This is a genomic window from Cellvibrio sp. pealriver (assembly GCF_001183545.1).
In the GTDB taxonomy this organism is placed as follows: Bacteria; Pseudomonadota; Gammaproteobacteria; order Pseudomonadales; family Cellvibrionaceae; genus Cellvibrio.
In genome coordinates this window covers 4325306-4351073 of the sequence record NZ_KQ236688.1, presented here as the reverse complement: position 1 = coordinate 4351073, position 25768 = coordinate 4325306, and the positions used below count along the sequence as shown (strand labels likewise).

The 25768-nt window shown below is 47.0% G+C and carries 24 protein-coding genes; 10 read left to right on the top strand and 14 right to left on the bottom strand.

Going from position 1 to position 25768, the window contains the following annotated elements; genetic code table 11:
- The first annotated feature begins 7 nt into the window (after positions 1-7).
- Both VC28_RS18885 and VC28_RS18880 read left to right on the top strand, forming a co-directional pair.
- Complete coding sequence (locus VC28_RS18885; RefSeq protein WP_197085570.1) at positions 8-1051, top strand: AraC family transcriptional regulator; 1044 nt, start codon at positions 8-10, stop codon at positions 1049-1051.
- Between the two features lie 314 nt (positions 1052-1365).
- A complete protein-coding gene (locus tag VC28_RS18880) occupies positions 1366-2139 on the top strand; it encodes an EAL domain-containing protein (protein ID WP_049632004.1) in 774 nt (257 codons plus the stop codon).
- A gap of 20 nt (positions 2140-2159) precedes the next feature.
- Here the strand turns inward: VC28_RS18880 and VC28_RS18875 are convergent, their stop codons facing one another.
- A complete protein-coding gene (locus VC28_RS18875) occupies positions 2160-2951 on the bottom strand; it encodes an AraC family transcriptional regulator (RefSeq protein ID WP_049632003.1) in 792 nt (263 codons plus the stop codon).
- Positions 2952-3098: 147 nt separating this feature from the next.
- Here VC28_RS18875 and VC28_RS18870 point away from each other — a divergent pair, with 147 nt between their 5' ends.
- Positions 3099-4328 carry an MFS transporter gene (locus VC28_RS18870; RefSeq protein WP_049632002.1) on the top strand — a complete coding sequence of 410 codons (1230 nt, stop codon included), beginning with the start codon at positions 3099-3101 and terminating at the stop codon, positions 4326-4328.
- Between the two features lie 111 nt (positions 4329-4439).
- On the opposite strand, the gene VC28_RS18865 is transcribed toward VC28_RS18870, so the two are convergent.
- From VC28_RS18865 to VC28_RS18805, 12 genes are all read right to left on the bottom strand, one after another.
- Positions 4440-4874, bottom strand: coding sequence for a hypothetical protein (locus tag VC28_RS18865; protein ID WP_049632001.1), 435 nt, complete (start codon positions 4872-4874; stop codon positions 4440-4442).
- A 200-nt stretch (positions 4875-5074) separates the two neighbouring features.
- Positions 5075-6406: a sensor histidine kinase gene (locus tag VC28_RS18860; RefSeq protein ID WP_156184370.1), complete on the bottom strand. Its 1332-nt coding sequence runs from the start codon at positions 6404-6406 to the stop codon at positions 5075-5077.
- The gene (locus VC28_RS18855; RefSeq protein WP_049631999.1) at positions 6390-7757 is read right to left on the bottom strand and encodes a sigma-54-dependent transcriptional regulator; all 1368 of its coding nucleotides are present in this window, start codon (positions 7755-7757) and stop codon (positions 6390-6392) included. The genes VC28_RS18860 and VC28_RS18855 overlap by 17 nt, the downstream gene beginning before the upstream one ends.
- A gap of 15 nt (positions 7758-7772) precedes the next feature.
- Complete coding sequence (locus VC28_RS18850; RefSeq protein ID WP_049631998.1) at positions 7773-8978, bottom strand: ABC transporter permease; 1206 nt, start codon at positions 8976-8978, stop codon at positions 7773-7775.
- 18 nt (positions 8979-8996) lie between these two features.
- A complete protein-coding gene (locus VC28_RS18845; protein ID WP_197085569.1) occupies positions 8997-10310 on the bottom strand; it encodes an ABC transporter permease in 1314 nt (437 codons plus the stop codon).
- A gap of 35 nt (positions 10311-10345) precedes the next feature.
- Positions 10346-11089, bottom strand: coding sequence for an ABC transporter ATP-binding protein (locus VC28_RS18840; RefSeq protein WP_049631996.1), 744 nt, complete (start codon positions 11087-11089; stop codon positions 10346-10348).
- 17 nt (positions 11090-11106) lie between these two features.
- The gene (locus VC28_RS18835) at positions 11107-12384 is read right to left on the bottom strand and encodes an efflux RND transporter periplasmic adaptor subunit (protein ID WP_049631995.1); all 1278 of its coding nucleotides are present in this window, start codon (positions 12382-12384) and stop codon (positions 11107-11109) included.
- A 387-nt stretch (positions 12385-12771) separates the two neighbouring features.
- The gene (locus VC28_RS18825; protein WP_049631993.1) at positions 12772-13365 is read right to left on the bottom strand and encodes a hypothetical protein; all 594 of its coding nucleotides are present in this window, start codon (positions 13363-13365) and stop codon (positions 12772-12774) included.
- A gap of 77 nt (positions 13366-13442) precedes the next feature.
- On the bottom strand, positions 13443-13742 hold the full coding sequence (locus VC28_RS18820) for a hypothetical protein (protein ID WP_049631992.1): 300 nt from the start codon (positions 13740-13742) through the stop codon (positions 13443-13445).
- A gap of 290 nt (positions 13743-14032) precedes the next feature.
- Positions 14033-14983 carry a nucleotidyl transferase AbiEii/AbiGii toxin family protein gene (locus tag VC28_RS18815; RefSeq protein WP_049631991.1) on the bottom strand — a complete coding sequence of 317 codons (951 nt, stop codon included), beginning with the start codon at positions 14981-14983 and terminating at the stop codon, positions 14033-14035.
- Positions 14973-15566: a DUF6088 family protein gene (locus VC28_RS18810; protein WP_049631990.1), complete on the bottom strand. Its 594-nt coding sequence runs from the start codon at positions 15564-15566 to the stop codon at positions 14973-14975. The genes VC28_RS18815 and VC28_RS18810 overlap by 11 nt, the downstream gene beginning before the upstream one ends.
- 109 nt (positions 15567-15675) lie before the next feature.
- Complete coding sequence (locus VC28_RS18805; RefSeq protein WP_049632549.1) at positions 15676-16602, bottom strand: LysR family transcriptional regulator; 927 nt, start codon at positions 16600-16602, stop codon at positions 15676-15678.
- A 163-nt stretch (positions 16603-16765) separates the two neighbouring features.
- Here VC28_RS18805 and VC28_RS18800 point away from each other — a divergent pair, with 163 nt between their 5' ends.
- The 7 genes from VC28_RS18800 to VC28_RS18770 all read left to right on the top strand — a co-directional run bounded on the left by VC28_RS18800 (position 16766) and on the right by VC28_RS18770 (position 25111).
- Positions 16766-17038 (top strand): DUF2798 domain-containing protein, encoded by a 273-nt coding sequence (locus tag VC28_RS18800; protein WP_049631989.1) that lies wholly within the window; start codon positions 16766-16768, stop codon positions 17036-17038.
- 64 nt (positions 17039-17102) lie between these two features.
- Positions 17103-17765: an SDR family oxidoreductase gene (locus tag VC28_RS18795; protein ID WP_049631988.1), complete on the top strand. Its 663-nt coding sequence runs from the start codon at positions 17103-17105 to the stop codon at positions 17763-17765.
- A gap of 171 nt (positions 17766-17936) precedes the next feature.
- A complete protein-coding gene (locus VC28_RS18790) occupies positions 17937-18929 on the top strand; it encodes a Gfo/Idh/MocA family protein (protein ID WP_049631987.1) in 993 nt (330 codons plus the stop codon).
- A gap of 64 nt (positions 18930-18993) precedes the next feature.
- On the top strand, positions 18994-21261 hold the full coding sequence (locus VC28_RS18785) for a DUF3857 domain-containing transglutaminase family protein (protein WP_049631986.1): 2268 nt from the start codon (positions 18994-18996) through the stop codon (positions 21259-21261).
- 10 nt (positions 21262-21271) lie between these two features.
- On the top strand, positions 21272-22753 hold the full coding sequence (locus VC28_RS18780) for a hypothetical protein (protein WP_049631985.1): 1482 nt from the start codon (positions 21272-21274) through the stop codon (positions 22751-22753).
- A 62-nt stretch (positions 22754-22815) separates the two neighbouring features.
- Positions 22816-24138: an NAD(P)/FAD-dependent oxidoreductase gene (locus VC28_RS18775; RefSeq protein WP_049631984.1), complete on the top strand. Its 1323-nt coding sequence runs from the start codon at positions 22816-22818 to the stop codon at positions 24136-24138.
- A gap of 43 nt (positions 24139-24181) precedes the next feature.
- On the top strand, positions 24182-25111 hold the full coding sequence (locus VC28_RS18770) for a prolipoprotein diacylglyceryl transferase (protein WP_082191625.1): 930 nt from the start codon (positions 24182-24184) through the stop codon (positions 25109-25111).
- A gap of 21 nt (positions 25112-25132) precedes the next feature.
- Here the strand turns inward: VC28_RS18770 and VC28_RS18765 are convergent, their stop codons facing one another.
- Positions 25133-25642 carry a GNAT family N-acetyltransferase gene (locus tag VC28_RS18765; RefSeq protein ID WP_231591855.1) on the bottom strand — a complete coding sequence of 170 codons (510 nt, stop codon included), beginning with the start codon at positions 25640-25642 and terminating at the stop codon, positions 25133-25135.
- Positions 25643-25768: the final 126 nt, after the last annotated feature.

Genomic DNA, 25768 nt, shown 5'->3' with positions numbered 1-25768 from the left:
TACCATTATGGCTACAGCAGATGCACACGCAGCCTACAAACCACAAGCCTATATTGAAATTGATACGCCGCTGGTTTCCGCACAGGGCTGGCCACTCACATTAATAGAGCTGGCGTTAAATCGCGGTATCGAAGAACACAAGCTACTGCGCGGCACCGGAATTTTTCGCGATGATATTGCACAAAAAAATATTCTGCTGTCACCACAGCAGTGCTTTCAATTAATTGCCAATATCCAAAAATATAATCTGCATCGCGATCTGTCGTTTTTAATTGGCAGCCGCTTGCTGTTGGATAATCCCACACCTGCACAGATTGCACTCACCCATGCACGCAACCTGCAAGAGGCATTGGATATTGTTATTCGCTACAACACCTTGATCAGCCCACTGTTAAAAGCGCGTTTGGATTATCAGCAAGACCGGGTAATGATGTACTGGCAAGATAGCTGCGGTGCAGCGAGCAGTGAACATTTCTTGCTTGAAATGATGGCGACCTCACTCAGCGCGCTCTCGCGTTGGAAATCGGCGCAACCTCTGCCGTGGCAATTTTATTTTTGCTGCGATAAACCCGAACATATAGAACAATACCAGGTGCACTTACCCGGCCAGATTCACTTCAATGCACCGGTCAATGCCATGTCAATTGCACGGGAATATTTGCATACACCTTGGCAAAAAGTTTCAGCGGATGTGTTTACCCGCGCAGAACAATTAGCGGAAAAACAACTGGCTAAGCTTGATTCGGCGCAAGGATTTTTAGCAGAGACTTACGATTATCTGCACAATAATATTCACCGCGCACCCAACCTCGACCAAAGCGCAGCAGATTTCGGCATGAGCAGCGCCAGTTTTAAGCGCAAACTGAAAAAACATAACAGCCATTTTCAAGCGCAGTATGATCAGGTGCGCAGAGATCTAACGCTCATGTGGTTAGAACAAGGGGGCTGGTCAACAGAACAAATCGCCCACAAGCTGCACTTTTATGATGTCGCCAATTTACGGCGCGCTTTTAAAAAATGGACAGGAGCCCCTGTAAAGCGGAAAGCATAATCTGACTTTACAATCTTTTACTTCCACGGCTTCAACCTGCCGATTGCAATGCCCGTCCCTCAATGAATTAGCCCCACTAATTGGCCAATACGCAAAACTATGACTAGACTTTCAAACAGGGTCTTTCAAATAGCACCTTTGCGAGTTGCGTTTTTCGTGCCCCCAATTCCATAAATACTGCGGTATAGGTTCCACAGGCAGTATTCCTTTTAAAGCCTGTGCGCCGTAAATGCCAACGAGCACTGAACAGTAGCCGAGCACGAACAGTAGCGCCAACAATCATGCAACACTATTGAGCTAAATATCATTACATTATGAAACCTGAATCATCCTGTCGCCCAATGGGCTGTGAAGAATGTACTAATGGCGAAGGCCTGGACTTTGATTTTACGATGGCATTTCAGCCCATCATTAACAGCAGCACGCGCGAGATTTATGCCCATGAGGCGCTGGTGCGGGGTTTAAACAACGAAGGCGCTGGTGCTGTGTTTGCGCACGTGAATGATGAAAACCGCTACCGGTTTGATCAGGCCTGCCGCACCAAGGCGATCAAATTAGCGGCTGAATTGGGTATGCAATCGTTGCTCAGTATTAATTTTATGCCCAATGCGGTTTATCGGCCTGAATTGTGTATTCGTGCAACACTTGCCGCTGCAGAAAAATACCATTTCCCCATTGAACAAATTATTTTTGAAATTACCGAAAGTGAAAAGGTCGATGACCTTGCGCATCTGCGCAATATTGTTGATCACTATCGCCAACGCGGTTTTAAAACTGCTATCGATGATTTCGGTGCGGGCTATGCCGGGTTAAACCTGCTTGCAGAGATCCAGACCGATATTATGAAATTGGATATGGCATTGCTGCGCGATATCGATAAACGCCGTTCAAGCCAAATTATCGTCCGCGGCATTACCCAAGTGTGCAGCGAACTGAATATGACCGTTGTTGCAGAAGGAATAGAAACCTACGAGGAATTTTCGGTTCTGCGCGATATGGGCATTGAATTATTCCAGGGCTATTATTTTGCACGCCCCGCGTTTGAAGCGCTCGCCGAAGTTCCTGCAGAGGTTTTTCAAGCGCGCTGAATGTTTAATGATATTGTTCGTTAAGGCTGCACGTGTTTGGAAAAATAATGGTTAGGCGTTACCCCAAAATTGCGTTTGAACATGGCGGAAAATGCACTGGGGCTCGCGTAACCCAATTCACTGGCGATGCGGGCAATGCCTTCACCGCGCCCCAAGCGGCAGAGCGCTTCTGCCAACTGCACTTGCTGAGCCCACTGGTGATATTTCAAACCTGTCTCTTTAGGGAATAAACGAATTAATGTGCGCGCGCTCGCGCCTGCACTATCGGCCAATTCTTCAATCGTGCGTTTGATGCCGGGTTCATCCATCACCAATTGGCAAACACGCTGTAAGCGCCGGTCTTGTGGCCAGGGGATTTCAACCGCTTGCGTTGCCGCGCGCTCAATCTCCATCAAAATCAGCGCGGTTAAATGTTCGCCGCGCCCGGGAATAGGATATTCCGCAGGTTCTTGCAGCAAACCTAAAATTAATTCACGCAACAATCCCGACACAGAAATTGCGCGGCATTCTTTGCCGAGCGATAAAGGAACATCGGCACTCACATAGAGTGTGCGCATTTCCAGGTCGCTCATCATGAACGAGTGATGCTCCACATTTGGCGGCACCCAAAGTGCGCGGTGCGAGGGAATTGTCCACACACTGTTGGGCGTAATCACGCGCATCACACCTTCAACGGCATACAAAAGTTGCGCGCGCGGATGGGTGTGCGGCGGAATTTCATCGCCATTGGCATAGTGGCCGCCCCAAGCGACGATGGGGCGCGGCACATATTGCAAGGCTTCCGGGCTGCGCGGCATAACCGTATTTGTCATGGATTACCCTCGGGTTAACTGGACGATCATTGGATCACAACAGCTTGTCACTTATTCGATAGTTTATGTCATTTCTGCTTTTCACAGCACTTTATACTGCCAAAGGCCAATATGCCCAAGCCAGTATTCGCGGAGATAGCAACCAACATGAGTCAAATGGAATCCATTCCTGTACAGCCTTCTACACAGCCCCTCACGCCAGTCGAATTTGACCCCACTAAAACCGTGTTGCCGGTTATAGGTGCAGTGAGTTTTGTGCATTTGTTGAATGATTTGATCCAGGCGATTTTGCCCTCGATCTACCCGCTGCTGAAAAGCGATTACGCCCTGAGTTTTACCCAGATCGGCATGATCACCCTCGCCTTCCAAATGACCGCATCGCTGCTGCAACCGGGCATTGGGCTCTACACCGACAAACACCCAAAACCCTATTTGCTGCCCACCGGAATGCTGTTCACTCTGTGCGGTTTGGTGATGTTGGCGCTGGCCAGTAATTTCACCTGGCTGTTGATTGCATCAGCCATGATTGGTTTGGGTTCATCCACCTTTCACCCGGAGGCTTCGCGCGTTGCACGCATGGCATCGGGCGGGCGCTTTGGTTTTGCACAATCGTTTTTCCAAGTGGGCGGCAACGCCGGTTCTGCATTTGGCCCGCTGCTCGCGGCCGCAATTATTTTGCCGCAAGGTCAAGGTGCAATTGGCTGGTTTACACTATTTGCGATTCTGGGTTTTACAGTTTTGTTTAATGTAAGCCGCTGGACCATTCGCTCACGCGCATCGCTCAAGAGCACTAAAAAAAATCCACACTTCGCACATCTATCGCGAGAGCAAATCGCCGGAGCATTAACGGTGCTCGCGATTTTGGTATTTTCCAAATACATCTACATGGCAGCGTTCACCAACTACTACACGTTTTATGTGATGGAAAAATTTTCCACCTCCGTCGCCGATGCACAATTATTGTTGTTTGTATTTTTAGCCGCCGTAGCCGTCGGCACCTTTGCCGGTGGACCGATTGGTGACAAGGTTGGGCGCAAAGCCGTAATCTGGATTTCTATCCTCGGCGCTGCGCCTTTTACACTGCTATTTCCCTACTGCAATTTATTCTGGACGGCTGTGCTGTCAGTCGTGATCGGATTGGTTTTATCGTCCGCCTTCTCGGCAATAGTCGTACTCGCACAAGAATTAGTCCCCACCAAAATCGGCATGATCTCCGGCGTGTTTTTTGGTTTGATGTTCGGCATTAGCGGAATTGCCGCAGCAGGCTTAGGCGCAATTGCCGATGCGACATCGATTGAATATATGTTTGATTTGTGCGCCTATTTGCCACTGATCGGGATAGTGACAGTGTTGTTGCCTGCGATGAAACGGAATTAAATATTTGCAATAAAAAAACTACGCGGGCTGGTTGGATTAACCAGCCCGGTGCATATTACTGAAGTAATCTATTTATGTAGGTATGATTAGCGCAGCGTAATCGTACGCATGTTATGTGCTTGGCCACACAGGTAGATTTTCGGTATTGTACGGAACACCAATATTTACGCACTTTAATATGCCGAACTCAAACTGAAGCTCGAACATATTTTCTCTATAAAAATAAGAAATAAACTTTCCATAGTCTTCAATTTCGGGAACTTCTGTGATTTGGCTAGAAACCAAATTTACAACTAACTTTTGCTCTAATCCTATAACTTTGTATTCAAAAATAGTTGCATTGGGATTATAAATTTCAATCCACCCTAACCGATTTTCATTTTCAGGCTCAAAGGATAGCTCTAACAGATGATTATTGAACTGAATCCTTTTGCATTCGTTTTCAGTAAAGTACGTTTTATCTGGAGCACCAAGAATCTCCAATGCTTCAGGCTCGCCTATCCCAAACCGAATCGAGCCGATTCCAATTTTTAGTATTATTTCCATTCAAAGCCCCATTCTTTACACATAATATTATTAGTACGCGACTCCCCCAAACCTACGGGCACACTCCAGCATCACCAATATCATCAACCTTCTAACAACTCAATTACACGGCATAACCGAGCTGAATATTGATAACACATCAATAACTGAAGTAATTCCCTTCACTAGCAAATAGTCCATAAATGCCCGCGCCTTCGGTATTAACTGGTCGCAGGGGCGTTCGGCAGTAATATCTTCACGCAAAGCCCACCACCTTTGCGGTTTTCAAGGGAAATATGTCCACCGTGGGCGTCTACTATTTCACGGCAGAGAGATAAACCGATTCCGCTGCCGGATTGTTTGGTGGTGTAAAAAGGCAACAACGCATTTTCCATTATGTTGGCAGACATACCTGTGCCCCTATCCAACACTTTTAGCACACTGCATTGGGTGTTTTGCTCCAGAGTCAAACATATTTGATCAGCAGCTGAGCCGGATTCGTGTGCATTTTTTAGTAAATTGGTAATCACTTGCTGGATCTGTACCGGGTCAAAATACCCTGGGCTTGCTGGCATATTTCCGTCAAAAGAAAACTCCAGGGCTACGGACAATTTTTTTATAAATTCTGACCAATCTACTATTTTCTTTTCAGGCATTGGCAGTTTGGCAATTCGCGCATAGCCATCGATGAAGTGCTTAAGATGCTGGGCGCGTTCACCGATAGTTTCGAAAACGACGCTCAACTGATTGTACTTTTCCTGCTCCACCAAAAGCTGCCCGGAATGTGCCATTGAAGAGATGGGCGCTAATGAATTATTGAGTTCATGGGTAATAGTGCGAATCACTTTTTTCCATATCACAGCCTCCTGGCGATGAAGCTCGAAGGTCATTCGTTTAATCAGCAACACCTCATGCTTGCGTGCGTTGAGAATAAATCGGCCGGTCGTTATGTGATAAAGCTCATCCCCCGAACTCTCTCTCACTCTGAATAAACCCTCTTTGCGCTGGGAGATAATTTCCCTCAGCAAATCAGATGTCAGCTTGATAGCATCGGAAAAGTACAGCCCATTAATGGGCTTACCGGCGTTGAGAATATCTTTTGCAAAACCATTTGAATAAATAACGCGATCTTCCTGATCAATAAGAACCACACCCATATTGGAATGTTGAATCACCATATCCAACAGCAATTCGCGTTGATAAACATGCTGGCGCTCATTGCGCAATTTTTCAGATAGCTGATTAAAAATGGCGATGATTTCGTTTAACTCGTCCTTCCCTGTATTGGCGATGCTTACGCTGAAGTCGTTATCCATCAGGTTCAGCATGCCGTTATGGATGGCTGCAATTTTGATATTGTGATCCTGCGCTAATTTACGCACAAGCCAGATCGAAATCACCAACGAGATAGGCAGAGCAATTATCAATGCTATCAACAACTCATCGATGAATATTGAAAACAGAACAAGAATACACAAGCCAAGAGTGACCGATAGCGCCACTATTGCGCTGAGTTTTCCTTCGAGGGAGAATTTTCTATTGGTTGTGTTCAATCTGATATTTTTCCAATCGCCGGTAGAGAGCTTGACGTGAAAAACCCAATTGTCGCGCGGCTTGGGCAACAACACCCTGATTTTGTTTTAGCACCATTTCGATAACCTCGCGCGAAGGCTCAGCGATCACGGGTTTGTAATTGTCAATTGTGGTTTCATTGATGGGCAAACCAAAATCGCTGAGCTGCAGCTTTCCTCCCTCGTTCAATATCAGCGCGCGCTGGCAAGCATTCTCTAATTCACGAACGTTCCCTGGCCAAGGGTAGCAATGCAATGCGTGCAAGACCGAATGATCCAGTTGCGCCTGCCCGCGAAGAAAATGGTGTATGAGCGGCAATATATCCTCTTTGCGCTCCTCTAGCGGCGGCACTTTTAATTCAAATACATTCAGGCGATAAAATAAATCTTCGCGAAATTCGCCGTTTTTAATCGCGCGTTCAAGATTAGTGTTAGTGGCGCTGATAACCCGCACATGACAATGACGGGTTTCGCTGGAACCCAACCGCTCAAATTCTCCGGATTGTAAAACCCGCAATAATTTTGCCTGCCCCGATGCAGATAAATTGCCCAACTCATCAAGAAATAAAGTACCACCATCTGCTGCCTCAAAACGACCGATACGCTTTTTGCTGATACCGGTATAAGCACCCGCTTCTGCACCAAACAATTCCGCCTCTATTAACTCTTGCGGTAATGCACCGACATTGACACACACAAATGGCCCGGTGTTTACGCGCGAATTGGCTTGAATAATTTGCGCAATTTTTTCCTTGCCGGAACCATTGGGGCCAGTGATCAGTACCGGTACATCCGCGCGGGCAATTTTTACCGCAAGGCTGACTAATGCATGCATTGCAGTACTTTGGTAAACAAGCCCACAAAGATTCGCGGTTTCTGACAAGCGTGTTTTTTCTGTCAGTAAGGCTTGTGCTTGCAATCGCTGCTGCTGTTGCAAGTCTTCCAGTTCCAATAAATTTTTAATGGTTGTTACTAACTTAATATCGTCCCAAGGCTTGGCGATATAATCAGCGGCACCGCTCTTCACTAACTCTATAGCGGTTTCAAGTTGCGTCCATGCGGTGATCAAAATGATGGGAATATCCGGCCGAATTCGCCTGAGGCTATAAAACAGCGCTTTACCCTCCTGCCCCGAGGTGGTGTCCTCAGAAAAATTCATATCCTGTACAACCAAAGCGATGTTGCCATCTTCTTCCAAGCGTTTGGTCGCTGCTTGTGGTGTCAGCGCAATTTCAGCAGCAATACCATGCACGTCAAGCAACAAATGAAGTGCTTTTCCAACAGCGGGATTGTCATCAACAATCAGAATTTTTTGAGCGGATTCTTTTGGCATACATCCCACACACATTTAAACATTGGAGACAGCTTCAACAGGTGAAATCTGCGCGGCTTTTCTAACCGGCGAATAAGCAGCCAACAAGGTAACCAACAATATAAAAACTATGGTTATCAGTACATATTCCATGCGCAGCAATTCCATTCCCTGGGTTCGTGCCATGTAGCTACTATTCACATAAGCGATAACACTACCAATAATTGCAGAGCATAGCACCAAGGTGGCATTTTCCAGCATGAAATAGCGCATGACACCTGCCTTGGTAGAACCCAGCGCACGCCGGATACCAATGTGTTTGCGACGCTGGGTTACCCAAAACGTGGTCAGGCCAAAAATCCCCAAGGCGTTTACGAACGTCAGTAAAAATATAACGAACGATAAAATTTTGATCATTGCATAATCGCTGGTGTAGGTCTCGCGTTTTATTTGCTCCATCGATTTTTCATCGCCAATCAAGCGTGTGCTGTCGATTGACCGTAACTTTTCAACCAGAGAATGCATAATGTCATCCCGCTGTTCAGGATTGGTTCGCACCAGATAATTGATAGAGTTGTCTTTACTAATCTCGGGAAGAATGGTTGCGCTGGTAGCAAAATCCGAGTCAGGCCATGGGCCCATCAAGCGCTCAATAACACCGATGATGGTCAGTTGTAGATTCCCCATAAATACGGTTTTGCCTACAGCGGATTCACTGGGAAATATCTTCTCGGCAAGATCTTGGGTAATAAGCGCGACGCTCTGTGCAGGCGTATTCTCTTGTGCAAAAAAATTGATTTCGTTTGCATTAAAATTTCGTCCCTCTAGCAATCTTAACCCGAGTGTCGCTAGTCCATGCTCGCTCATTTCATAAATTGCAGAGGGAAAATCCGCGAGTTTATTGTCCGGATCTTTGTAGAGTGATGAAGAAGATCCGCCCCCTGATAATGGCAGGCTTGATATAGGTGTAACCTCAATAACGCCCGGTGTTGCGCGAATAATCTCCATATCTCTTTTCACGATTTTCTCCATATCTGAATCGGAAGCATTTTGTCGCATCCACAACTTGAATATTTCTTCCTCTGCCAATCCACTGGGCCGCTCTATTTTTGCTATGCGCTCGCTGACAACAAATAATGCCGTACTGACAACAGCGATGGTGAGCGAAAGCTGAAGAATAATCAGCAGCGGCCCGGTTTTATTTCGCCACAAACTTTTCAAAATCGGAATGAGGTCTAACATAACATTATCCTGATGGTGTTATTGGGTTTTGAGATATTTTGCGGGCGCTGCGCGACTAATTCGCCAGGCAGGTAAAAAACCACTCAACAGCGTTGCTGCCAACGCGAGCAACATGGCGGCGACGATAGTCACACCGTTAAAGACAGCAACATTTTCATAGTTGCTATAAAGCGCGCGCACAGCAGCGAGCCCGCCGAGCGACATGAGCAAACCGAGCAAAGCACCCGCAGTGCCCACAACAAATGCTTCTGTTAAGTGTTGAAAAAAGATCGAGTGACGACTCGCGCCGAGTGCCCGCCGAATACCCGCCTCCGGTGCTTTGCGCAGAAATTTTGCCAGCATTAACACCGTGCTATTTACCAGACAGATCATCAGAAATACGAAGGAGATGATTAATAGCTGTTTGTTGTCTTTTGACACTACATTATTAATGTTTAACCATTCTTGCGGTGTATTGAGTTGATAACCAGGTGATCGCTTGAATCGGCCTTGTTCTTTTTGGGTGGAAATATAATTTTCCAAAAACCGGGTAAACTCTTGACGATTTTCTGCCGAATTAAGGCCAACCCAGGCTTGTATCCAGATAGTCTCACTTTGTAAAAAATCCTGATGATTTCGTATGTCCTCATTTGCCCAATTCTGAAAATTGCCCCAGCCTTGATAAGGCTTGGCTGCAGAAAAAAAGAATGGAATGTAAGCATCAGCTGCTGCTTCAAACGGCAGATTATTCAAATCGTAAACATTGGGCACCAGCTGCCATCTCTCGCTGACTACACCAATCACCGTAAAGAGTTCACCATCCATCAAAATAGTTTGGCCCAAACTATTCTCACCTTTGAAGAATTTATTGTTTAGCCCCTCACTAATGACAACCACCTGTTCGGGACCGTCGTCTGCGCTTTTACTCCAGGAGCCACCGTAAATAAATTGCACATCAAACATGCTGAAAAAATCACGCGTGGTCATACGTGTATGGTAGGTCGTGGGTGGCTCGGTGGATTCAGGCTGCTGAATAGCCACACCCGCCTTACGCATGATGGTAATTTCATTGGCCATGCTTGCATCATACAGAGCCTTGGCATCCTGATAAGTCAATTGCGGCGGAATAGCGTTGAGGTCAAAATATTCCCGTTCGGGGTCCCATGAATTGAGCTGTAGCGCAAAAAGTTGATCATTTTTATGGGTCAAAGGATTGCTCGACACCACGGAATGCATGGTCAGAATTGTCAAATTGGCAGCGATACCCGTTGCAATCGCAAGCACCATAAGTAGCGACAAGACAGGTGTTTTACGCAGGCTATGCAACGACAATCGCAAATAATATTTCCACATTTTTTTCGCTTCCGCTTTTGTTGATGTCATCAAGGCTAAAGGCTATTTGCCGTCAAATGTTTTGCGCTATCTGAATTAGCCGTGCCATGCGAATCAACATAAGATTCATAAATTTTAAAATCAGTGACCTGCCCGTCTACGATTTGTATATTGCGGTGCGCACGCCGCGCCAAATCCGGATCGTGAGTTACCATCACAATAGTCATTCCGTTTTTATTGATCTCTTCAAGCATCTCCATGACTTGTCGCGCCATCAGCGAATCAAGGTTTCCGGTTGGCTCATCCGCCAATAAAAATTTAGGTTCACCGGCAAGCGCACGCGCAATGGCAACCCGCTGCTGTTGCCCACCCGATAATTGTGACGGCAAATGGCGCGCACGCGCGGCCAGCCCCACCATCTCCAGTGCGTTATTAATGCGTTTTTTTCTTTCTGATGAAGAAAACCCACGGTAGCGCAGCGGAACATCCACATTGTCAAAAATGTTGAGATCAGAAATCAGGTTGAACCCCTGAAAAATGAATCCGATTTTTTCATTGCGCAATTTTGAGCGAACATTGTCGTTTAACTGGCTGACATCGTTTCCATCCAACCAATACCGCCCCTCTTCAAAGGTTTCCAATAATCCGGCGATATTAAGAAAAGTGGTTTTCCCGGAACCGGACGGCCCAGTCACGGCAACAAACTCACCTTCTTTTACTTCCAGATTAAAATCGCGCAAGGCATGGGTTTCAATCATGTCGGCTCGGTATATTTTTTTTACGGATTGCATTTTCAACATGGAGCTTTCTCCTGAAATTAATCTGTTACCAAAATTTGTTCGTCTGTGGCTGTAGTCGCAAGTGAAGAAATGATGATGCTGTCACCTTCTTGCAAACCATCCATAATTTCAATGTGCTTTAGACTTGAGCCACCGAGCACCACAGGCACACGTAGCGCTTTATTATTTTGCAATTTGTAAACATGGCCACGGAAACCATCAAAGAATGAACCGCGATTAACAATGAGCGCATTGGGTTTATTTTCCAAAAAAATCTTCGCAGTCAAACGCTGACTCTGGCGCAGATTTTCAGGCAACACATCGGTGAAACGAATACGCGCACTGACACCGCCGTTAACCACCTCAGGCGATATAGCGGTAACCATGCCGGGGTAAGCTGCTCCCCCCAAGGTAATTTCTGCTTGCATGAGTGGCGCTATGTCATCTGCAAAACCTTCAGGCACTATCGCCTCCACTTCAAACGCACTCAAATCAACAACAGTAATCAGCGCTTGATTAGCGGCAACAGCCTGCTTGTTAATCACCTGAACATTCCCCACCATGCCGGACACCGGCGATTTAATCGTTAATTCATGCACACGCCGTTGTAACGCATCCACCAAAAGCTGCTGGCTTTTGAGTTGCAGTTCCAACGATTCAACATCAAACCCCAGTGACTCATTCGCAAGCTCGCCATTTTGTTTGGCTTGTATCAACTCCAATTTGGCGCGCTCCAGATCATCCACTGCTTTTTCGTAATCCAGCTGCCGGATAAGTTTTTTGCTGATGGCTTCATCTGCACGCAGCTTTTCGCGCATCATGGCTTTTTCGCTCACGTACGCCATAGCGATAATTTGCTCCAGCTCCAATTTGCGACGTTTTGATTCTATTTTTTGGCGGCCAAGATCAGCGTCAATACGTGTGAGGTTGGCCATTTCCCGCGCGAGTAATTCATTTAAATCCGGGCTAACAATAGTGGCGAGCACCTGATCGCGCGCCACCGTATCGCCCGCTTTCACCGCCAGATCGATATACCCCTGCTCGGGGCTAAATAAAGTGGGGCTATTGGCTGCCACAATCTTTCCCTGTGAAACCACTTCTCGCACCAAGGTGCCGCGCTCCACTGTCGCCACGCGAATCGCAGACCGCTCCACCACCAGCCCCGACATAGACACATCGGCCACATAAATAAACGCCGACACAACAACACCAACCAACAACGCCACTGCGCCCACAATAACAATGCGCCTGTTCTTGCGGCTCGCTTGACCCAGCATAAGATCCTGCGCAGAGGTATCAGCAATTTTCATATTCATACAACATCACTCAGGGACTTTTGCTTTAGTAGTTCAAAGCCCGTACCAACTGCGCAGAAAATTTTTAACCCAATGTTTTATAAGAATTTTTTTATTCGCGTAGCGATGTTGAGTAATTGGAAAGTGTCCGCAGAAAGTGTCCGCTACGATTAATTTGAACGGAGCGGACAGGTGAGGAGAGTGATACATGGGAAGAAGGAAATGTTGCGCTTATGCAGGCTGGGCAGCCATGCCCAACCTACGCGTTGTTCAAAACTATTTGAAGATCAATGCCAGCGATCGGCCAATTGCACACATTGGGGCACGGTGCACAACAAAAAAGAAGAGTGATTTTGATATCAAATCAATTTATTTTTTACCACAGTCGCTTGTTAGGCAAAACAATTATTAGCTGCATTTTAAGCGACAGATGATTTCTTTTTGCACATTTACAAAAGTTCTACCTGCACACGTGGAATAAGCGTCAGGCACAAATGTTACTTGATCACCTTCGTTGATTCCGGGGCATGATGAAGCTGCAAAATAAGCAGTATCAGCCACAACAAATACCGAAGAGTTTTTTGATACCGCTTGAACCTTGTAGGTTGATCCAATTACTCCACCGCCACCAACAATACAGGATTGAAACCCCGCCCTAGCAGCTCCATCTCCTCGCATATTGTCTCCAGCCATTAAGTTTGCAAGGATGCACGGATCTGCTTTTTGCCCATTAATCGTGGATCCATTTGCATACGTGACTGCAGCACTATAACCATCATCAAGTTCTTCCTCAGATGGTTTAAATGGGACCGCAGGAATAATTAAAAAACCAGAATTAATCATTGCAACAACTCTATCTACCTCTGCAATCTCTGGCTTACTCAGAGACTCGTATTTCTTCTCACCAGTAACGATTGCTTTATAGTTTTTAATACCCCTTTCAGTATCAGCAAAAACACAGACAGACATAAAGAAAATAGATAGTGCAAGTAATAACTTCATAGTATTAATTTCTCATATATAAAGGCATAACGCTGAGCGCAGGGGCGCGATTTGTTAGAGATTACTTTTTAAAAACGCTAATTGTAGTTTGGAAAGTGTTTCTTCAAAATACCAAATTCCCCGACCAAAAGAGAGAACCCTTCTTTTGGCTCAGGCTTTTCACAAGTAGATGCACCATAACTCCGAGCTAGTATTTCCGCTTCTGGTGTAAAGTAAAGAGTGACCATATTTCGTTTTAAGTCATAATGTGAGAACACAGCTATTTCCATCATATCCATTCCTGATTGGGCTAGCTGAATAAAAACCTCATGAATTTTAGTGCTAGGTCCAAATGCAGCAACTCCATCACCCAGCTCTTTAAAATACCAATTGCTCATTTTTACTCCTTATCTCTAACAATGTAATTAGATGGAACTTTTCCGTACTTCACTACGGAATTTTTCTGTCTAAGCTTTAAGGGTGGTAATTTAATAACACATCTTCCAGTCACACGTCATTACTGGCTTTCATTCGGCAGTCATTTTATGCTGAGGGAACGAAAGGCAGAACACTGCTGACCTTTAGACTGTTGCGGTTCGCAAGCTCTCTAGCAACCTACTAGCACAATGGCAATGAATATCACTTATCTGCAGATAACTCCATTACACAACATAACCGCGAAAAATATTTACAACTCATCAATCACCGAACGAATTCGCTCTAGTAACACATCAAAGCTCGGTTGCTCCTGATAATACAAAGCCGATGTTGCCAGATAGTTTTCTTTGTACAACTTCTTCGTAGCAGCATCAGACAAAATAAAAGCTTCATTCGCAGCGATTGGTATTTGATAATCTTTTTCGGGGAAGCGTGCAAGCTTGTGGGCGTGGTATGCACCTGTACCGATAAATGACTTAACACTTTCATCTTCAAGCAGACAATATACGTCGTAGTAATGCCGCATAAAGTTTTTAGGCATACCGCCGCGTTCTTGTTGATTTCTATATTTAGTCGCTATCGTTTGTAGCTTTTCGACAAAGGTATAACCCGGTTCATAGCAGGGGATCGCTGTGGCCAGGTTATCTATGACCGGTAGGTCATGCTGCTTGGCAAAATCCAGCGCCCATGAACTGATATCGATTCGCCTGTTCGGTGTTACGGTATCAAACCCTACTTCCAATAACACACCATCTTTAATACCAACAGAAATCGGATTAGCGCTGGAATATTTCAAGCGAATACCCGCACTACGGAATTTTTCATCATCGAAGCTGTGATCTCTTACAACTTCATCAATCCCATCAATAACAATTTCTTTAGCAAGCTGATCATAAAAAGCCTTTCGGCTTTCACAGTGCTGGTCTTTGTTTTGATTTTTTCCGGTAGCTACGGTAGTTCCAGCAGGCGGTTCAATACGAATATCAATATCTTCAGAGAAGCGATGAATAATCCTAAAACCTTTCGACAGACTCGTCCCGCCTTTTAACTCAAATGAATAGCCCTGCTGAGCAAGGCCATAAAGGCAGTGCATGATCCAGTAGTCTTTTTCTACCAGATCAGGCGCTATGCCTTTTTCTTCAGCAACCGTGCGAATGAGATCTTTGTAATCTTCATGGTGATGCAAATAATCAAGCGGCATGTGTCACTACTTTATTATTAATTTCTGCAAATAGTTTTTTGGCTCTAACACCACCATACAGTTGAGCATCATTTTTTAAAGAAGATAAGTCCATATTGGCGGCGACGCGACTAACACGCTCTAACACCGCACTCTGGTCTTCTGCCAATTTATTTACATTGTTCACCAGATCAACCAACAGAAATTCTTTTGAAACTTCTCTGGGAAAGTAAGGCTTCATTTGAAAGTTGAAGGTACGGTTCCCCAGCTTGAACTTACCGTGGCGTTTGCGGTTGTAGACAACCTGCTCGTTGTAGAGCTGGGTTGTCCCAACACCTAATGCGTTGTAGGCATTTGAAGAAAACAATAAAAAATCGTCCGTTTTTAAGAAGGCTTCCACCAGTTTGTGATCCTCTGGTACCGCTTTACCAAAAGACGTTTTCTTGGGGCAGACGTAAACGCCTTGGGAGACTTTTTGTAAGGTTCCATCTTTTACTAGCAGCCTCAAGTGGCGATCAACAGCATTACTCCACTGCGCCAGATCACCCCTGCGGTATACCTGCCCCTGCTCCAAATGCTGCTTTAACTCATCCAATGCGGACATATTCGCACCCAATATTCGACTCACCTGTACACAAAATACACAACACAGTCCAAATTGCCAATATTTTTATTAAAAATTCATGCACTTTGCTTTCGATAACCATCTACAACTACCCCACCCTCCACTCCGCAGGCAGCGCCTCCGCCAAATAATCCATAAACGCGCGCACTTTGGGGGTTAACTGGTGGCGATCGCGCACGCAGGCGTAAATATCCAGTGGTTCGATTTCTGCGTTAAAGCCGGTGCATTCGTCGCAGGTGAATAATTCTTTTAATTCGCCACGGCGCAAATAATCGTTGGCGACGAAGGCGGCCAAGCGGGTAATGCCGCCGCCTGCAACGGCGAGGCGCGCGAGTACGTCGATATCGTCACTGATAATGGCGGGGCGCACTTCGGCATCAAAACGCAAACCGTTTTCTACAAATCCCCAACGCAAAAAACGCCCGTCAACGGCGAGGCGGAATACCAGGCAATCGTGATCGCGCAAATCGGCTGGGGTTTTGGGGCGGCCTGCACGGGCGATGTACGCAGGTGATGCACAAAAAATGGTGGGAATGGCGGCGATTTTGCGCGCGATTAAACCTTCATCCAATTGCTGTTTGATGCGGATGCTGACATCCACCGATTCCTGCACGTGATCCACGCGCCGGTCGGTTGAGGTGATTTCAATTTCCAAGCGTGGATAGCGCTGGTTAAAGGCGGGAATCAGGGGCGCGAGTACATGACGGCTAAACGCGGCGGTGGAGGCGATGCATAACCGGCCTTGCAGTTCTTGCTGCGCATCGGTTACGGCGGCGCGCGCCAGTTCCAACTCATGGATTAACAGCGCGACTTTGTCGTAATAAACGCGGCCAGCATCGGTCATTGCCAGGCTGCGGGTGGTGCGGGTGAGCAGGCGCACATCCAGGTAAGACTCCAAACGGGCGATATTCTGGCTGGTCGCCGCGGCGCTGATGCCCAAGCGTCGCGCTGCCGCCGCAATGCTGCCGCCTTCTACTGCCCGTACAAAACACTCGATACCGCGTAATGTATCCATCGCCATAACTTCCGAATAAATAAATTGATTAGTAAGTTTTACTTAATATAGCAGAAGCCATTGACCATCTACCGCGCCCAACAGACTCGCCGTAAAGTGCATTCACTGGCAGGCAAATTTGCCTGTATTAGCGAACCGAGAACCCTATTTCCGAGGAAATCCTATGCAAGAAGCCAATATCAACATCACCCTTAAACCCACCAACAGCCGCAAGCTGCCCGCCCGCTTTACGCCGCTTGTGTTCGCGTTTTATATGTCGGCGATCATGGCGTTTTTGATGTCGCTGATTATCGTGGCAGCCAATAGCGGCATTGCTGATCACTATCTGGCGCAGGTCGTCCACGCTTATAGCATTGCCATGCCATCGGCCTTCTTTTGTATTTTGTTGGTGCGCCCGCTGGTGATGCTGCTGGTTAAGCACACGGTAAAAAATTAACCCGTGCACCAGCGAATGGATTACCCTTTGGCGCTATCGTTATGGCCTTGAGGAGACGTACAAAATGAAAACAGTATTGGTGACGGGCGCGAATCGCGGGATTGGTTTGGCATTGTGCAAAACCTATTTGGCGCAGGGCTGGAACGTGATTGGCGTATGCCGAACCGCATCACCGGAGTTAACGGAATCCGGCGCGCTGGTAGTGGCCGGTGTAGATGTGACCGATGCGCAGGCGGTAGCGCAGCTGGCCGACCGGTTAGACGGTAAATCGATTGATTTGCTGATTAACAACGCCGGTATTTTTCTGCATGAAGCCCTGGGCGATATTGATTACCAATCCGTGCAACAGCAATTTCTGGTCAACGCCGAAGCACCGCTGCGGGTGACCGAGGCACTACTGGGCAATCTGGCTGCCGGTGCGAAAATCGCCTTTATTACCAGCCGCATGGGCTCTATTGCCGATAACAGCTCGGGCGGTTATTACGGCTACCGCATGTCCAAAGCAGCGCTGAATGCGGCGGCGGTATCACTCGCGCGGGATTTAAAACCGCGCGGCATTGCCGTGGCGATTCTCCACCCGGGTTACGTGCAAACCGCGATGGTCAATTTTGGCGGCGATATTTCTGCCGATGTATCCGCGCAGCGCCTGAGCCAACGCATCGATGGATTAACTCTTGAGAACAGTGGCAGCTTCTGGCATTCCAATGGCGATCTGCTGCCCTGGTAGTCTGTTTTTTTACTGTTAATTCCCCGCTTTTTCCGCACCAAAAACCCTGCGCGGCTCACCCCCTGAGCCGCGCTTGCGCTACACTGCTCCCCACTACTACTCACTAAGGCACTGGTGCTTACGCCAGGCTGAAATCCGCACAATAATCTGCTTTTTAGCTCAGGAACCCTTATGCAAAAACTCCGTTGGGGCGTGCTCAGCACCGCCAAAATTGGCCGCGAAAAAGTTATCCCTGCCCTGCAGGCCTCCCAACACAATGCAGTCGTTGCTATCTGCTCACGCGATTTGCAAAACGCTCGCGCTACTGCTGACTCATTAGGCATCGCACAGGCCTATGGCAGTTACGAAGATATGTTGGCCGATCCGCAGATTGATGCGATTTACAATCCGCTGCCCAATCACCTGCATGTGGACTGGTCGATCAAAGCGCTGCAAGCAGGCAAACATGTGCTCTGTGAAAAACCGCTCGGGTTAAATACCGCCGATGCGCAGCGCCTGGTAGATGCCGCGCGTGCGCATCCGCACTTGAAAGTCATGGAAGCGTTTATGTATCGCTTTCACCCACAATGGCAGCTGGCAAAAAAACTGGTTGATGAGGGTGCAATTGGCAAACTCTACGCCGTGCATTCGCATTTTTCTTACAACAACCGCGAGCCGGATAACATTCGCAACAAAGCTGAATGGGGCGGCGGTGCGCTGCTGGATATTGGCTGTTATTCCGTTTCATTGTCGCGCTGGTTATTTAATGAAGAGCCCAACAATGTACTCGGCCAGATTACGCCTATGCCCGGTGAAGAAGTGGATTGCCTGACCTCTGGCATTATGGAATTTCCGGCAGGTACCGCGAGCTTTACCGCAGCAACCAAAATTGAAGCGCAGCAATACGCCGAAGCATTTGGCGATCAAGGCAGCCTTTACATCGAGCGCCCGTTTTATAACGACAGCGGCCTGCCGGTGCAAAAAATCCGCATCACCCGTAACCGTGTAGTTGAGGAAATTGAAGTGCCGGATAATAACCATTACGGCGCAATGGGCGATGCATTAGCCTTGAGCATTTTCAATAACACGCCGGTGCCGACCGCATTGGAAGATGCCATCGCTAATATGCGTTGCATCGATGCCATTTTTCAAAGTGCTGCAGAGCGCCGTTGGGTTCGGGTTTAATAATCATCTGAATATAGGCCTTGTTGTCGATAACACATCACCGTTACATCTTTGGAGAGCGCGAGTGTCAGAATTTTTCTTCAGCCGATACCTGCATGTAATCGCTATTTGCAGTTTATTGTTGGCCGCAAGCAGCAGTCATGCGAATGCAGAGGATAAAAAAGTCCATCGTATTGCACCTGCATTAAAAACATTGGCGAGCAGTGTTGATGCAAACAAAGCCGGAGAAGCTCAGGTTATTTTGCGCAAAACCCATGTGCATATTGATGAGCAACTGATGAGCCATGCTACATCCTATGTGGCGGTGTATATCAACAGCGATGAAGCGGTGCGTGATTACAGCCAGATTAGTGTGAGCTTCAACAGTTTTTATGAAGACATCGCACTGGAATTTGCCAATGTGCGCACACCGGATGGCAAGATAGATAGCATCAAAGCCGATGCGACACAAATCCAAAGCCCGACCGACGAAAATTTTTATCACGACCGCAAGGAATTATTGTTTTCGCTCCCCAATGTGCGCAAAGGATCGATTATTGAATTCCAATATCGCTACACCGACATCAAAAAAATGGTGCCCGACCAATGGTTTGACAGTTTCAGTTTTCACTGGTGGGAAGACCGCGCGGCTGGCCAAGGCTCGCGCGCCGATGCTATCAGCATTAGCGAGTTGCAAATCACCGCGCCGAAAAAAATCCAGCTCACCAGCAGCGATACCAACGCATTTGACCAAAGCCGTTTTCCCATCACCCAAAAACGCAGCACCAAAGGCGACCAACAAACCATTACCTGGACAGGAAAAAATCTCGCCAAAATTGAATTGCAAAACAATATGCCGCGCACGCACGACTATGCGCCCTATTTACGTGTATCTACCACCAGTAAATGGAACGATGTTGCGCGCTGGGCCGATGCCTTGGTGGAACCGCATTTAATCAGCGATGAAAAATTGGATGCATTGATTGCCGAGATCAAAAAGACCGCGCTCACACACGAGCAAAAAACCAAGGCAGTTTATCGCGCAATACAAGACCGTGTGCGCTACGTATTTGCCCACGTAGGCCGCGGTGGTTATGAACCCCACGATGCATTTGAAGTATTAAAAAATGGTTACGGTGATTGCAAAGACCAAACCGTATTAGCTGTGATGCTGCTGCGCAAACTGGGTATAAAAGCCGACCCGGCACTGATTATTACCCGTGGCCGCGGTGTACCCGATATGCGCGTACCCGGCGTGAGCTTTGACCATATGATCGTGCATATTCCCGCCCAACAAGGCCAGCCGGAAATATGGATGGACACCACCGGCGAAACCAGTTTGTACCCCGGTTTTTCACTCGGCATCGAAGGCCAGCCTGCATTGGTCGTTAATAGCGATACGCAAACCATTAGCACACTGCCCGAACTAAATGAACGCGAACACCTTGCTGATCTTGAATTGGTTTTTGATAAGTTTGATGGTCGCAATGCCTCTGCCAGTTTCAAATTACAATTAGGCGGCATGTATGAGCAGCGCTTGCGCAGCATGTGGCAATACTCCCATGAGCGCGATAAATATTTCCGCGAATTGATTGGCCAGATTTACAACTCGGCTGAAGTGACCGAATTAACTGCAAGCAACGCCGATAATATGTGGCAGCCGTTTACAATTCACGGGCGTTTTGTTTTCACTAATGTCTGGGGCGGAAAAAAAGAACCCATCAATTATTCCTTCAGCATTACCCAGCTCACTAATTTATTTGCTGATTTGCGCAACCTGCACAAACCGCAAGACCGCAAACAACCCTATGCCGTAGACCCGGGTTTCACGCTGCGCTCGCGTGTTGTGTTCAACAGCCCAAGCCCGGAACATCGCCTGCTGTTAAAAACCCAGGGCGAAAATATCGATAACGCGTACTACCGTTTGGTGCAAACTGGCAGCGAGGAAAAAAATCGCTATATCGTCAACCAAACATTCACCGCCAAAACGGTGCAAGTACCTGTGGCTGATTACGCCGACTTTTATCAAAAAACCAATGCACTGCAGGAATCCAATGATTGGTTATTGTCTTACGAGTACAACAAAACCTCTGCCGAATTATTGGCACTGGAAAATTCTGCACTGAACAACAATGGTAAATCCGATGTTGCCAGCTTGATTGCACTGGCCAAATTGCACATCAAAAATGGCGACTACAAAAAATCGCTGGATATTGCACAGCAAGCGGTAAAAGCATCGCCCAAAAAAGCAGAAGCTTATTACATATTGGGCTTGGCACAGGGATACAACCAGCTGTTAACAGAATCCGATGCCTCCTTTAAAACAGCAGAAGCCTTGGGCTATCAATTCTGAGGTGGATGCAATGCAATTAAAGGCTTATGACGGTAAGAATTCTATACGCTGCGGCATACCGTTCCTGCGCACCGGTTTAGTTTGTGCAGTGCTCGCCAGTGCGCTGTTTGGCTGTAGTCAGGTACCGCATAATGCGCCGGTAAAAAATCAGAGCACGACGGTTTTCACTACTGATTCCGCTGCCAATCTGGCCATTGAAAATAAAACCGCCGAACTGCTTGCGCTGGAAACGCGGATCAAAACAGAGCCTGACAATGCTGAACTGCTCTATGAATTGAGCCTTGCGTATTTGGCCGAAAATGAAAAGCAAAAAAATCCGTATTACCGCGCACAAGCCGAAAAACATTTGCGCCATATTTTACATTTAGTGCCGGGGAATCCTTCCACGTTAAAGCTGCTGTATAACCTCTATTATGAAGATGTCGTCGCAGGCAAAGATAATGCCTATACAAAAGCGCATAATATTTTTATGCAAATGTCAGCAGCTCACCGGCTTGAAGTTAACGCACCTTCGCTGGGTGTATTTTTACAACAGTATCTGGAACAAAAAAAATCGGGAGATGATAACCCCGAACCGCTTCATCGCGCATTGCTGGCAGCGATTCATGAACAACCGGAAATGGATAAAGCCTATGTTCAACTGGCACGCATGTACCGCGAGGCCAGTTATTATCCGCTCGCACTGGCAACACTCAAATTGGGTGAAGAGCAAGTAAAACCGTCTGAAGATTTGTACGAAGCTATAGCAACCACTTATGAGGCCAGCGCAGAGGCGAGTGGCTGTAGTTATGAAAAAAATGCTTACCTTAAAAAGGCTATCAATTACTACCAACAAGCGGTTCCGTTTGCGCCTGACAATGCAAGCCTCCACTACGCATTGGCGCGCTTATTCCTCGATCAAAACCAGTACCAATTGGCGCTGCATGAATCCGGCATTTTGATTGAGCTGGACCCCAGCGCCGACAATATCGCCTTCCATGCACAAAATTATTCCATGCTAGGCAATCATGGAAAGGCTTACGAACTGCTCGCACAAGCCACGCAAAAAGGCTTGGCCAATACTGACCCATCGCATCACGAAATTTACATGAACGCCGGTGATTGGCAGAAAGCCGCCCTGAGTTTTACAGACTATTTACAATCCCAACAAAATATCAGCGTTTATGATGTCGCCAAAGCAGACATTATTGGCCAACAAGCTGACCTGGATTTTTCCAGCCTGATCACGCAGCGAAAACTGGGTTTCCGTAGCGAATGGGAGGCAGCCGTCTATGCTTATTGGACGAACAAAATGTCGCGCAATCAATTCAGGCAAAATGCCAGCAACCGCTGTGAGCGCACTGAATACTTTTTTTATTCCGGCTATCGCGATTATCGCGCTGGAAATTTGCCCTCAGCGCGCAAACTTTTTTCCGCTGCGCTGGCACAAAACACCTACCGCTTTATCGAGCGGCCACTGGCAAAACATTTTTTAAACGGCCTTGATCATTAACAGCGGGCAGATGGCTCGCTGTGCCGTCAGACGATTTATCCACTTAATATGCAGGTAGCACCATGCAAACATCATCAACTACATCGCCAACCAAACCGCGCATTGTGGTAGTTGGCGGCGGCGCTGGCGGGCTTGAACTCGCCACCAAACTGGGCAATAAGCTAGGCCGCAAAAACAAAGCGGAAGTCACCCTGATTGACCGCAACACCACGCATTTATGGAAACCATTGCTGCATGAAATTGCGGTGGGCACTATGGATGAAGATGTTGATGCGGTGAGTTATCGCGGCCACGCCAACGCGCATCATTTTTTCTTTCGTGTCGGCACCATGATTGATATCGACCGTGAAACGCGTGAAGTTGTATTGGCACCCATGCAAGATGAAGACGGTGTGGAGTTTTTACCCTCAACACGAATTCCTTACGATTACCTGGTGATTGCACTCGGCTCCATGTCCAATGACTTCAACACAGCTGGCGTTAAAGAACATTGCCTGTTCCTTGATAGCCCCACCCAAGCACATAAATTCCACACCAAGTTACTGAATAAATTTTTGCACATTCAACGTGTAAGCGGTTCAAACGAACACGTGCGCATTGCGATTGTCGGTGCCGGTGCAACTGGTGTTGAGCTGTCTGCAGAATTGCACCACGCGGTACATGAAATTCACAATTATGGTTTTGATGCGGTATCAAACGATCACCTTCATGTAACACTGGTTGAAGCTGGCTCACGTATTTTGCCTGCACTGCCTGAGCGTATTTCCGGCTCAGCGCACAGTGAATTGGTAAAAATTGGTGTCGATGTCAAACTCAACACTATGATTACCTCGGCATCCAAAGAAGGCTTGCACACTAAAGATGGCCAATTAATTTCGGCCGACATTATGGTGTGGGCAGCGGGGATTAAAGTGCCCGACTTTATGGCGAATATCGCGGGGCTTGAAACTAACCGCATCAATCAACTTCATGTAAATGAATTTTTGCAAACCACACGCGATGCCACTATTTTCGCTATTGGCGATTGCGCACAATTTACTAATCCAGATGGCAGCCGTGTTCCGCCACGCGCACAATCTGCGCACCAAATGGCAAGCACTTGTTATAAAAACTTGATTGCCACGCTCAACAATAAACCTATGCAAGCTTACAAATACACCGACCACGGCTCGCTCATTTCATTAGCAAGTTATTCTACTGTCGGAAATTTGATGGGTAATTTAAGCAAAGGCAGTATGTTTATCGAAGGGCGTCTGGCGCGCATGGTGTACATATCACTGTACCGCATGCACCAGATCGCGATTCACGGTTTAATCCGCACCGGATTAATTATGCTGGGCGGACGATTAAACCGCTGGCTGCGCCCACGTTTGAAGTTGCATTGATTGAATCCCCCAACTATAACGTGACGACAAGGAAATTAATTTAATGTCTTACCCTTATTTAAGCGATTTAATTAACGACATTTTCGGCACGAACATCCATCTTCCAATTGCGATGTTCGGCGCATTTGTCGCGCTCGCTATTGCTACCGCAGCGTGGATTGGTAAAAAAGAAGTTATTCGTTTTGAGCAATGTGGCTTGCTACCAACACACATAAAATATCGCAACAAAGAAACTGCCACTCATGAACTGGTTTCAGATTTGGCCGTGATCTGCGCAATTTTTGGCATAATAGGTGCGCGTTTATTTCATCTGCTCGAATACCCACGTGAATTTATACAAAATCCAGCTGCAATGATTTTTTCACGCGATGGATTTTCCATTTATGGTGGACTGATTGTAGGTGCTATCGCTGGCGCAATATTTTTAAAAAAACGCGCAGTAGCTATTACACCCATGCTGGACGCGCTAGCGCCATCGATGATTCTAGGTTACGGAATTGGCCGCTTGGGCTGTCAAATATCCGGCGACGGAGACTGGGGCACAGCAGCCAACATGGCACTCAAACCTGAGTGGCTACCTAATTGGTTTTGGGCGCAAACTTACGAGAACAATGTTGCTGGCATAGCTATTCCCGCACCGGGCGTTTATCCAACACCACTTTACGAAGCGCTTGCGGCATTTTTTATCTTCGCGATTTTATGGCGCATCCGCAAACATCATCACCAAACGGGATTTCTTTTTTCTGTGTATTTGTTGTTGAGCGGATTCGAACGTTTATTAATTGAGAAGATCCGCATCAACAGCGAATATCACCTATGGGGAATGAGTTTTACCCAGGCAGAATTTATTTCTACTGCACTGATAATCGCGGGAACCATCGGCATTACTAAAACAATAAACGCAAAACGGCTGCCTAAAATTATTTTTGCACTTGCCGCAGTGGGCGCATTATCAGCCTGTGCCCAACTCTAAACACAATTCCAGATATAACGCTTACAATCCCACCCGCATCACATTTACCTGCCGCCCCGCCAAGCGGGTGCGGCGGATAATTTCCCAGCCGCGTTTTTGATAATAATCGGTGTAGTCTGTTGCCGAGAGCCATAATTCATCCTGCCCCAAATCGCTCGCGTAGTGTTTTGCTGCATCGATTAATGCATTGCCAAAACCCTGCTGGCGGTACTTTTCCAGCACAAATAAATTGCTTAACCACACCGGGCTTTCGCTCGCGACTTTGGGCATTCGCTCGCTGCTGCGATAGGTGTAATTAACAAGGCTTACGCAGCCGATCAATTTTCCATCGAGCAGCGCAACCAGTGTTTTGGGAATGCGGCTTTCCTGCACATGCAATACCAAACGCTGTTGGCGCAACGCAAGGGACGATTTTACGCCTTGGCGCTCGCACTCCTGATGATGCCATTGTGCAACCTGCAGGAAGTGTTCTGGTGTGGTTTCCAGAAGTGCGATATCAACAGCGGTAGCAATAGAACGAGAAGGATTCACAATCATTTAACGCATTAGGTAAGGAAGGGGGGAAACTCACAGTAGCTCTGTGTAAAGCAGAGCCGCCACTATATCGGTTTTACAATCTGACCACCACAAAAACAAAAGACTCCATTAATAGGAGCC

Excerpts from the sequence above, each read along its gene's own strand:
- VC28_RS18885 (WP_197085570.1), top strand. The coding sequence starts at position 8 with ATGGCTACAGCAGATGCACACGCAGCCTACAAACCACAAGCCTATATT.
- VC28_RS18880 (WP_049632004.1), top strand. The coding sequence starts at position 1,366 with ATGAAACCTGAATCATCCTGTCGCCCAATGGGCTGTGAAGAATGTACT.
- VC28_RS18875 (WP_049632003.1), bottom strand. The coding sequence starts at position 2,951 with ATGACAAATACGGTTATGCCGCGCAGCCCGGAAGCCTTGCAATATGTG.
- VC28_RS18870 (WP_049632002.1), top strand. The coding sequence starts at position 3,099 with ATGAGTCAAATGGAATCCATTCCTGTACAGCCTTCTACACAGCCCCTC.
- VC28_RS18865 (WP_049632001.1), bottom strand. The coding sequence starts at position 4,874 with ATGGAAATAATACTAAAAATTGGAATCGGCTCGATTCGGTTTGGGATA.
- VC28_RS18855 (WP_049631999.1), bottom strand. The coding sequence starts at position 7,757 with ATGCCAAAAGAATCCGCTCAAAAAATTCTGATTGTTGATGACAATCCC.
- VC28_RS18850 (WP_049631998.1), bottom strand. The coding sequence starts at position 8,978 with ATGTTAGACCTCATTCCGATTTTGAAAAGTTTGTGGCGAAATAAAACC.
- VC28_RS18845 (WP_197085569.1), bottom strand. The coding sequence starts at position 10,310 with ATGTGGAAATATTATTTGCGATTGTCGTTGCATAGCCTGCGTAAAACA.
- VC28_RS18840 (WP_049631996.1), bottom strand. The coding sequence starts at position 11,089 with ATGTTGAAAATGCAATCCGTAAAAAAAATATACCGAGCCGACATGATT.
- VC28_RS18835 (WP_049631995.1), bottom strand. The coding sequence starts at position 12,384 with ATGAATATGAAAATTGCTGATACCTCTGCGCAGGATCTTATGCTGGGT.
- VC28_RS18825 (WP_049631993.1), bottom strand. The coding sequence starts at position 13,365 with ATGAAGTTATTACTTGCACTATCTATTTTCTTTATGTCTGTCTGTGTT.
- VC28_RS18820 (WP_049631992.1), bottom strand. The coding sequence starts at position 13,742 with ATGAGCAATTGGTATTTTAAAGAGCTGGGTGATGGAGTTGCTGCATTT.
- VC28_RS18815 (WP_049631991.1), bottom strand. The coding sequence starts at position 14,983 with ATGCCGCTTGATTATTTGCATCACCATGAAGATTACAAAGATCTCATT.
- VC28_RS18810 (WP_049631990.1), bottom strand. The coding sequence starts at position 15,566 with ATGTCCGCATTGGATGAGTTAAAGCAGCATTTGGAGCAGGGGCAGGTA.
- VC28_RS18805 (WP_049632549.1), bottom strand. The coding sequence starts at position 16,602 with ATGGATACATTACGCGGTATCGAGTGTTTTGTACGGGCAGTAGAAGGC.
- VC28_RS18800 (WP_049631989.1), top strand. The coding sequence starts at position 16,766 with ATGCAAGAAGCCAATATCAACATCACCCTTAAACCCACCAACAGCCGC.
- VC28_RS18795 (WP_049631988.1), top strand. The coding sequence starts at position 17,103 with ATGAAAACAGTATTGGTGACGGGCGCGAATCGCGGGATTGGTTTGGCA.
- VC28_RS18790 (WP_049631987.1), top strand. The coding sequence starts at position 17,937 with ATGCAAAAACTCCGTTGGGGCGTGCTCAGCACCGCCAAAATTGGCCGC.
- VC28_RS18780 (WP_049631985.1), top strand. The coding sequence starts at position 21,272 with ATGCAATTAAAGGCTTATGACGGTAAGAATTCTATACGCTGCGGCATA.
- VC28_RS18775 (WP_049631984.1), top strand. The coding sequence starts at position 22,816 with ATGCAAACATCATCAACTACATCGCCAACCAAACCGCGCATTGTGGTA.
- VC28_RS18770 (WP_082191625.1), top strand. The coding sequence starts at position 24,182 with ATGTCTTACCCTTATTTAAGCGATTTAATTAACGACATTTTCGGCACG.